The sequence below is a fragment of the Bremerella alba genome, assembly GCF_013618625.1.
In the GTDB taxonomy this organism is placed as follows: domain Bacteria; phylum Planctomycetota; class Planctomycetia; order Pirellulales; family Pirellulaceae; genus Bremerella; species Bremerella alba.
Map to the genome: position 1 here is coordinate 227,777 of NZ_JABRWO010000011.1, position 9,019 is coordinate 236,795.

Below are 9,019 nucleotides of genomic sequence, written 5' to 3' on the forward strand. Positions count from 1 at the left end.
GTTAGGCCTCCGGTGCCAGGTGCGGGTTGTTGGCAATCGCTCGCTGGCGTAGCAGCCTCGCACCTTCTTCCAGGCTGCCGACGATGCCTTGGTCGAGCCAACCTTCCAGGAAGTTCGGCACGTTGGGGATGTCGATCGGGGCAATGTACTGCATGTAGGCCGCGCGGCCTGCGACCAGTTCCATTTCAAAATGTTGGTCGTCGCCAACGAACGTTTCGGCCAGGTGCTCGACGGCCTGACCGATCTGGCCGGCAAGGATCATGCCTTCGACGGCGGTGAACTTGCCGTCGGCAATCGCCGCTTGATAAGAGTCTCGAATTGCTTCCACATGTTGGGCTAAATGCGCCATAACTCGCTCCTAAAGTCGAGTAAGGTGAGAAAAAAAGACGTCGCCGAGAGAGTTCCGTGCCAAGCAGATAGGCAAACGCAGAACAGGGAACGAAAGGTTCACCAGTAAGAAAAACGCGACCGCGTTTAGTGAGATCGGTGACCTAAGATTCGGCCGTCAGAGATACGGTTGCGGGGGTAGCGTCCCCGCGTGAGATATAGATATACCAGCCTGGTGTAGCATATGTATAGTGCCCGCGTCAAAATTTTTCCGGATTTAATAAATGCCGGTAAAACGCGGACGAAACGAAGGTTTTTTGGCGAAAAGAGGTGTAACCCCAGAGGTCACCGTGGGCACCGAGAGGAAGATGGAAAAGCGAGCGAACAGGGATTTCGCGGATAGAGATGGAGAAAAGAAACCTAAGGCCAGTGGTATTCATTTCTTGACCCCTGCACGTGTTCATCGGTTGGTGAAACGCTTCTTCCTCGGCGCCCTCTGTGACCTCTGTGGCTAAGCTCCTAAAATTAAAATCATGGTCATGGCCTCTTAGCAGCTAAGGGAGAGAGAACAACGTGCAGGCAACTCAAGCGAACGGTTTTGATGGCAACGGCGAGGCGTTGGCGATCGTCAATCAGATTGTCGGCGTGGTCGATGATATCTTGCCGGGCGAACCTCCGTTTGGAGATCGGGAGATTCATGTTTCGCTTGACGATCGCGCTAAGGCCGTCCCTGGCGTGTGGTGGGAAAAGCAGGACCACGACGCTGAGGCGTATCGAATTGTGCTCAGCAACCGAGCCGATGCGTGGTACATGGTGATCTTTGAAGGGTTCTGCCGGACGATGCCGCTGAGCCCGACCAATTCACGGGGTGTGCGCAAAGAGTCTCGCTTGTGGCAAGACATGGCGTTCCAGCTTTCGCACGAACTGGCCCACGTGAAGTTGGGACCAGCCCGGAGCAACTTGCAGTTGGAAGTGTTAGCCACGGCGGTCTCGCTGGAAGCGCTGAGTCGGCTCGAGCGAATGTGGAAAGAGCAACCGCCGCGAATTACTCAGGGGTATTTTCGAGCCAAGCAGAGCTTTCGCAAGTATCACGAGCTACTTATCACCAGCGCCCACGAAGAATTACCGCGAAGCGAGGATTTCAAAGTTCCTGGTCAAGCCGATCTTCAACGAGAAAAGCTTCTGCATCATTCGCGTCGGCATGTCGACCAACTACGGTTGTGGCACCCCAGAAGCCGGGCCTGGCAGATGATCGCGGCGGATTGTTTGCTCGGCGAACTTCGCACCAACGATCAGCAGTGGGGCGAGCTGATCGGCTTGGGCTTGCATACCTACCCATCGGCCTGGGACGAGAAACACTACCGAGACGACCTGTCACTGGTCAGTGATGTGGTACCGGTGTGGTGGCCAGAATGGTTGAAGTAGAGGTCGCTGGCGCCGGAGCATAGAAACTGGCACGGTGATTGCACCCAATGGAGAGCATTCCACGCGTATCGTTTACGCGCGTGACCCCAGCCCGAGGTTCCGACACCACGCACCAAATCTATGCAAGTTCTCCTACTGGTCTGCTCTGTTATCCTGATGGCCGTCGTGTTTTGGGATGCGTTCATCACTGTATTTAGTACGCATGGGGCGGGCCCGCTAACGCGTTGGTGGACCGGCGGAGTATGGCGACTGTTGTTGATGATTCACCATCGCCGGCCGATCCATCGGGTGCTTTCCATGGCGGGGCCTGTCATGCTTTTGGCGGTTGTGTGCGTGTGGTACGCTTTGCTCGCTACCGGCTGGGTTATGTTCTTCTGCTCAGGCGATGCTTTGGTGGTCGATAACCTGACGCAGGAGCCTGCCAACATCGAGAAGATTATCTACTTCGTCGGCACCACGCTGGCCGGCGTCGGTTACGGCGACCTGGTGCCGGGCCGCTTTCCTTGGACGCTGTGGAGCAATTTCGCGGCGTTCACCAGTACGGTGCTGCTTACTACGTCGCTTTCCTACTTGTTGCCGATCGTGGCGGCCAGCCTGGAACGTATGTACCTCGCCCAACGCATTTTTGGAATTGGAAAGACGGTGCCTGAGTTCATTGTCGAATCTTGGCAAGGGCGCTCGAGCGGGGCTCTCGATCAGTACCTGTTGTCACTTAGTGCCGAAGTCGACCGGCATGCGCACAAGCATTTGGCTTATCCGATCCTGCAATACTTTCACAGCGCCGATTGGAAACAGTCGCCCGGCAAGGCCATGTTGATGTTCGCCGATGCCATCTTTTTGATTAGTTGTGGAGCTGCCGAGAGTGCCAGGCCGCCACGACCTTTCATCAAGCTGGTCAATGCGAGTATCGACAATTACGCCCAGCTGGCGACGGCTCAGGCGATGCTTCCCGGTCATATTGATTCGGTGAATACCGAAGCGCTTCGCCTGGATACGCTTCGCAAAATGGATATTCCGGTGGTCGACGAAGCCGAGTTCGATCTGGCATTGAGAAGCTACGCCAAGCGTCGCGGAAAGCTGGTCGCTTTGTGCGAGCAAGACGGGTGGCGTTAGGCGTCGATCGCTTATCGCCAGGCACTTGGCAGGGTAAGTGCGGCTAGTTATTCACCGAGGGAAAGGCAATCTGTCGGGCTTGTTGGTGGAAGGTTTGAAGGGCTTCCAACTGTTGCTGGGTGGCGTGTTGGGCGTCTTCGATCCCGCCGTTGTTGACCAACGCATGAAGTAGCGTCTCCCACAGAAGCAGTCGGGCTTGAGCGGCCGTGATTAGCACTTCCAGTTCCAAGACGCGGGCCAGATCGGTATAGCCGCTCCAGGCATCGTTGGGCTTGAGCCGACCAAGCTTTTCGGCCAGCCAGGTGACGGTTTGCTTGACGACACTCGGGCTTTGGTTTTGGGCGGCTAAAAGGGCCTGCAGCAGATCGCGCTGCGACTGAAGCTCGCGCTGATATTCAACGAGAAAGGGACCAAGCTCGTGGGCCGTGTTCTCGCTGGCGACGCGCTGGGCTAGATCCATCTCGCCTGAGATCATGGCGAAGTGGTCGTCGATGTAGATGGGTAGTGCTCTGTTTGACATTCGCTTCTCCTTCAAGGGCCTAAAAATGGTAAGCCGTAGCCAGCGTTATTTGCTGACTTTAGAGAGCAATTGGTATGCCGCCGCAAACCGCAGGGCAATGGGCTTCCCTGGGAATAAGCCTGTGCATTATCGACAGCGTTTCATGCCGTCGATGAATGATCCAGGGTTGCGTTGAAGAAGAGCTGTCACCGGTTTGTGGGTGACTTACCTAGGTATTGGATTGGTCTTTTTTGACGCGTTTTCGTTCTCTTTTCTCTTCGGCCTTCTGTTTCTTTTCCATCTCGCGTCGACGCTTCTCGATGGTATTTTGATTCTTCGCCATGATCCCTCAATTGGTTTCAGAAGAAAAAAAATGACGTTTGCGTGCGTGTTAAACGCAACGCAAACGCCATTATGTTATCGCTTGGATCCTAAGATCCGATTGAGCGAAATCGCAGAGGCGCGATTAGTAGCGTCGACCGCCACCGCCGCCGCCGCCACTGCGGTTTTCGCGAGGCTTGGCTTCGTTGACAGTCAGGGCACGTCCGCCCTGCATGGATTCATTCAGGCCATCAATGGCCGCTTGTGCGTCGGCATCGGAACTCATTTCAATGAATCCGAAACCCTTGCTGCGACCGGTGTCGCGATCAACGATAACCTGGGCGCTTTCCACCATGCCGTACTGACCGAACAGTTGTTCCAGATCGGCGTTGGTGATTTCGTAACTAAGATTACCGCAATACAATTTTTTACCCAAAGTTTGAGCTCCCAATGAGTAGTAACAGGCAGTGGCGTATCAGCCGCGTCCCGAGAGAAAAAAAAGAAGGTGGCCGACAGTACGGACCTACCAGGCGGGACGGGCGAAAGAGCGTCGGGGACCAACCCTAGAAAAGGGGTGAAAACGTAATCACGATCGACTGACCAACCGGAGAGAAGTATACGCTTTCTGCGCCTGCATAGATAGCCCATATCGGGGAATATATGTAGCTATCTGTTATAAGGGGCGCGACTGACGAAGCCTGCGACAAGTTTGGATTGATCTGTTTGGGGCCAAGGTGTTGGCCGCGCGAGCATTTCGACCGGTTGGCAATGAGCAATCTTCCGCACTCGATTGCTCGAATTCCGTCGTGCGACAGGGACTTTCCGCCCCGGCTCGTTCTTTCGACGGCTTAATCCGTTGACGAAGCCAGGCGGGGCTCTTCGGTTTCGCGTCGATGGCGCAAAAGTTGCGGTTTATAAGCCCTTTGTTTACTGCACATTGACACGGTGCGGTTTGAAGATCCGTTGAATGTTTCCCGATCTAAGGAGTCTCCACTCATGTCCAATGCCATGAAAATCAACGAAGAAGTGACCGTCGGTCCCCAGCCAAGTAAGTCAGAGATTCAGTCGCTGAACGAGCGAGGGTTCAAGTCGGTGATCAACTTTCGCACCGCAGGGGAAGACGACCAGCCCATTTCACCGGAGCAAGAACGTACTAAAGTCGAAGCCGCCGGGCTGAAATACGTCCACATTCCTGTCTCGATGACCGCGATGGGGCCCGAGCTTGTCGATGGCTTTCGCGAGCAATTTCCCCAGCTTCCCAAGCCAGTCTTCGCTCACTGTAAAAGTGGTAAACGAGCCGGGGCGATGGTTATGATGCACATTGCTGTGGAAGAAGGCATGTCCGGTCAACACACTCTCGACAAAGCGGAAGAGATGGGCTTTGAGTGCGAACAAAAGGAACTCCGGACCTTTGTGAAGGAGTACGTCGATAACCATGCTAAGTAAGTTTGCCGCTATGTAAGAGAGGTCCATATGTTATTTCATCAGCGTTTTGTGCCGGGTCTGGCGATCGCTTCGTATATCGTGGGTGACGAAAAGAGCGGCGAAGCGGCCGTGATTGACCCTACCCGCGATGTCGACGACTTCATTGAATTTGCCAAAGAGCATGGGCTACATATCCGGCACATCATCGAAACGCACGTCCATGCAGACTTCGTTAGTGGTGCGTTGGAACTCAAAGCGCGTCTGAACGATCAGGCCACCCTCTATTGCTCTGGCTATGGGGGCGAAAACTGGACGCAGTCGTTTGCCGATCAGCATGTGAAGGTCGGCGACTCGGTCAAGATGGGGGACCTTCGCTTCGAGTTTCAGCATGTGCCAGGGCATACGCCGGAACATATTGCGATCACGCTGTTCGATACCTCGCGCAGTAACGATACACCGTGGTTGATGTTCAGCGGTGACTTTCTGTTTGTGGGCGACGTCGGTCGTCCCGATCTGTTGGGCGAAGAAGAGAAGAAGGAACTGGCCCATCAGCTTTATGAAAGTTGCTTTCAACGATTAACCGAGTTGCCCGACATTACCGAAGTCTTTCCGGCCCATGGTGCCGGATCGCTATGCGGTAAAGCGATCGGATCGCGGCGATCTTCAACGGTTGGTTACGAGCGACGTTTCAATCCATCGCTGCAAGAGCTGCCGGAGAAGCAATGGGTTGATCGGCTGCTGAACGAAATGCCCCTGTCGCCTCCCTATTTTAAGCGAATGAAAAAGGTCAACCGCGATGGCCCGGCGATTGTGGGTGTCGAGTTGCCTGGCCAGCAGCGGATTAGCGCCCAGCAGCTTTTCGAACGTACGTGCGAAGAGTGCCTGGTGGTCGATGTTCGCTCGAAGGAAGCGTTCGCCGCGGCTCATATCCCCGACGCGATTAATATTCCGCTGGGCGATAATCTGCCTACCTGGGCAGGCTGGGTCTTGCCTTATGATCGGCCGATTCTGTTAGTTTCGGACAACCCGGCCGATGTAAAAAGCGTCACGACGAACCTTCTTCGCGTTGGCTTCGACGATGTCCAAGGTCACCTTCAAGAGGGTATCGGTGCCTGGGAGACCTCTGGGTATCCCCTAGCCATGCTCAATACGCTGTCGGTCCATGAGCTGGAAAAGAAGCATAAAGAGGAGAAGCAGCTGACGGTGCTCGATGTTCGCACGGACAAAGAGTGGAACGAAGGCCATATCGAAGGGGCCGTACATATTCATGGCGGAACGCTGCAAGAGAGCCTTGGCGAGATTGCCAAAGACAAGCCGGTGGCCGTGGTATGCGGCTCTGGCTATCGAGCATCGATCGCGTCGTCGTTTCTACAGCGCGCCGGGTTCGAGCGGGTTTCTAACGTGATCGGTGGAATGTCGGCCTGGAAGTCGGCGAAGTTTCCGATGGTTTAAAGCGGCCTACGTTTGGTGCGCTCTCTAGCGAAATCGCAGTTGTCAATGCAAGCCATGCCCACAAAAACGTGAGCATGGCGGACAGGCTTATAAACAATAGGGTCGTCAAAAAATGAGCTTGAAGATCGGGGACCTCTATAAAGGCCAGTTCGGTACGCAGTCGTCCCAGTCTTGCTCTGAGAACTGGTACAATGTTTCGGGATCGATATCTTCGCCGTGAAAGTCGATGTTGCTCGATGTCGGTGAGACGACAATCGGCGCATTCGCGGTAAGGGTTCGGCAAGAGGCAGGGAAGCTCACACCATGGCTGTTGGTAAATGTGTTGTCGTAGATCGCAAAATCATGCGCGGCGACATACATACCGTTGACTGTGTTGATGACGGTGTTGTTGTAGATCTCTGCCTGCGTGGGGTTGCTCAGGGTCACGCCAAAGGGTGTTTCGTCGTACCAACCTTCAGAGGCGATGTAGAGACCTGTCCCTGCTGTTTTGTTGGGGCCACCATCGACGGAGTTGTTTCGAATGATTGTCCCAGAATAGTTCCCCGAGGTTGTCGGCCACTTATGAATCATGATCGAGGCAAAAGCGCCGCCTGTCGTATCAGCCGTGTGGATGACGGTATTGTTTTCGATCAGAGAATTTTGAGCACCACCAAAGATGAAGTCGATATCGGTGTTATCGATGAACAGATTGCCAACAAACTGCGAATTGTAGGCATCGTGAACGGTAAGGCCATCGGCCCAAAGGAACGATTGGTTGTGTACGCCGTTGTAGGCAAAGATATTGTCGTCGACCCTCACGTTGCTACGAAAATCTTTGACCTCCAAGCCAGTCCCACCGATCGCATTGATAAAGTGATTGCCAACAATTGTGGAATCATCGGATGCCATTACGACCAAAATGCCGAATCGATTATTGCCGTTCGAAACTTGATTGTACGCGGACGTGTTCTGCCGGTTCTGGCGATTTCCATTGAGAACAAGGTGGTGCATTGCCTCGATGTCCTGAATGAAGAGCAACCCATCCTCTTGCGCAAAATTTCGAGAGGTGATTAGCTCTGCATAGTCGCCGGTTTCTAAATCAGAGACGGGGTCATCGATTGACTTCCCAACGGTTGTGAGGGTAATTCGCTTGTCGATCACAACTTGCTGGTCGAGATAGTACTTTCCGGCCGGAAGTTCCAGGGTAGCCCCCACCGGGATCACATCGATGGCTTGCTGGATGATTGCGGAAGTATCAGCCGTGGTGCCAGAGTAGCTCGCAAGCGCGCTGAGCAAATAGCGATCACCAATTTGCTCTAACTCGATCGATGCGGTCGAAAAATTGCTGTGAGCCGCATCGAAATCTGGCTTATGAACCCACCAGTGATATTCTTGGCCAAGATCAACCGGCACAGACAAAGAGGTGTCGTCGGTCGAAATGCAAAGATAATGCACGTTGCAGTCGTGATTGAATCCTGGTGCCTGGACACCATCCCAATTCTCGACCTCAAGTCGAACGAGGTAGTTGTTGTTGTAGCCTGCCACCGGCGCAAACTCGAGAGTGACGTTTGCGTCATTGATTTCGATGTTGTCCTCCGGAGAGAGAATGATCGGAATGTCAGGGTCTGGCAGGGGGATGTCCTCGCCTGGTTCGACCGTAAAGGTGGCTTCGACCCCTGGTCTATCGGGGTGATGTACCCACCACCGATAGCTGATGCCCCGTTCGACTTGAACGGTAATTTCGGTATCGGTTGTGGCAATACATAGGTAGTGCACACTGCAATCATGATTGAATCCGGACGCCTGACTTCCATTCCAATCTTCGGAATCCAAGCGAACGAGGTATTCGTCGTCGTAGTCGGAAAGCGGCCAGAATTTCAAAGTCACCGTGGAAGCGTCGATAGAATCATTCATTCTCGGGCTGATAATCACAGGAGCAAGACTGCCTGGAGGTGGTGGAAGAGGAATGTCATCGTTCCCATCCGTTGTTTCTTGCTCTTCCGACGTAAAATTCGCTACCACTGCGGGATTGTCTGGAACCTGAACCGACCATTGATAAGACTGACCCGGTTCGATGGGCACCGTGATCTGGGTAGAGCTCGTCACGATGTCCAGATAGTAATCGGTGCTCTCATGCGTAAAACCATTGGCCTGGGTTCCATCCCAACCGGTCGGTTGCAGGCGGACAACGTAGTTGCCGGAGTAATCTGGGACGGGCTGGAATTCTAAGGTCACCGTCTCCCCGTCAACCTCGTCCCCTTCCATAGGGCTGACAATCGCTGCGATCAGAGGCGTTTCTTCTTCTGATGTGAAATTAGCTACCGCAGCGGGATTCTCCGGAACCTGAACCGACCATTGATAAGACTGACCCGGTTCGATGGGCACCGTGATCTGGGTAGAGCTCGTCACGATGTCCAGATAGTAATCGGTGCTCTCATGCGTAAAACCATTGGCCTGGGTTCCATCCCAACCGGTCGG

General features: G+C 54.1%; 8 protein-coding genes. 4 read left to right on the forward strand and 4 right to left on the reverse strand.

Annotated elements, in window-relative coordinates; translation table 11 throughout:
* Position 1: 1 nt before the first annotated feature.
* On the reverse strand, positions 2–349 hold the full coding sequence (locus HOV93_RS19445) for a hypothetical protein (RefSeq protein WP_207398200.1): 348 nt from the start codon (positions 347–349) through the stop codon (positions 2–4).
* A gap of 551 nt (positions 350–900) precedes the next feature.
* Between HOV93_RS19445 and HOV93_RS19450 the strand changes: the two genes are divergently transcribed.
* Both HOV93_RS19450 and HOV93_RS19455 read left to right on the forward strand, forming a co-directional pair.
* Entirely contained in the window at positions 901–1,752 is an 852-nt protein-coding gene (locus HOV93_RS19450; protein WP_207398201.1) for a hypothetical protein, read from the forward strand.
* A 120-nt stretch (positions 1,753–1,872) separates the two neighbouring features.
* Positions 1,873–2,865: an ion channel gene (locus HOV93_RS19455; RefSeq protein ID WP_207398202.1), complete on the forward strand. Its 993-nt coding sequence runs from the start codon at positions 1,873–1,875 to the stop codon at positions 2,863–2,865.
* A 43-nt stretch (positions 2,866–2,908) separates the two neighbouring features.
* Here the strand turns inward: HOV93_RS19455 and HOV93_RS19460 are convergent, their stop codons facing one another.
* Both HOV93_RS19460 and HOV93_RS19465 read right to left on the reverse strand, forming a co-directional pair.
* The gene (locus tag HOV93_RS19460) at positions 2,909–3,385 is read right to left on the reverse strand and encodes a hypothetical protein (RefSeq protein ID WP_207398203.1); all 477 of its coding nucleotides are present in this window, start codon (positions 3,383–3,385) and stop codon (positions 2,909–2,911) included.
* 445 nt (positions 3,386–3,830) lie between these two features.
* Positions 3,831–4,121, reverse strand: a complete 291-nt coding sequence (locus tag HOV93_RS19465; protein ID WP_207398204.1) for an RNA recognition motif domain-containing protein — start codon at positions 4,119–4,121, stop codon at positions 3,831–3,833.
* A 560-nt stretch (positions 4,122–4,681) separates the two neighbouring features.
* Here HOV93_RS19465 and HOV93_RS19470 point away from each other — a divergent pair.
* Together HOV93_RS19470 and HOV93_RS19475 are read left to right on the forward strand one after the other, a co-directional pair.
* The gene (locus HOV93_RS19470; protein ID WP_207398205.1) at positions 4,682–5,131 is read left to right on the forward strand and encodes a beta-lactamase hydrolase domain-containing protein; all 450 of its coding nucleotides are present in this window, start codon (positions 4,682–4,684) and stop codon (positions 5,129–5,131) included.
* 27 nt (positions 5,132–5,158) lie between these two features.
* Positions 5,159–6,562 (forward strand): MBL fold metallo-hydrolase, encoded by a 1,404-nt coding sequence (locus tag HOV93_RS19475; RefSeq protein WP_207398206.1) that lies wholly within the window; start codon positions 5,159–5,161, stop codon positions 6,560–6,562.
* A gap of 135 nt (positions 6,563–6,697) precedes the next feature.
* Here HOV93_RS19475 and HOV93_RS19480 read toward each other — a convergent pair.
* Positions 6,698–9,019 (reverse strand): right-handed parallel beta-helix repeat-containing protein (locus tag HOV93_RS19480; protein WP_207398207.1); only part of this gene is annotated, 2,322 nt, incomplete at its 5' end.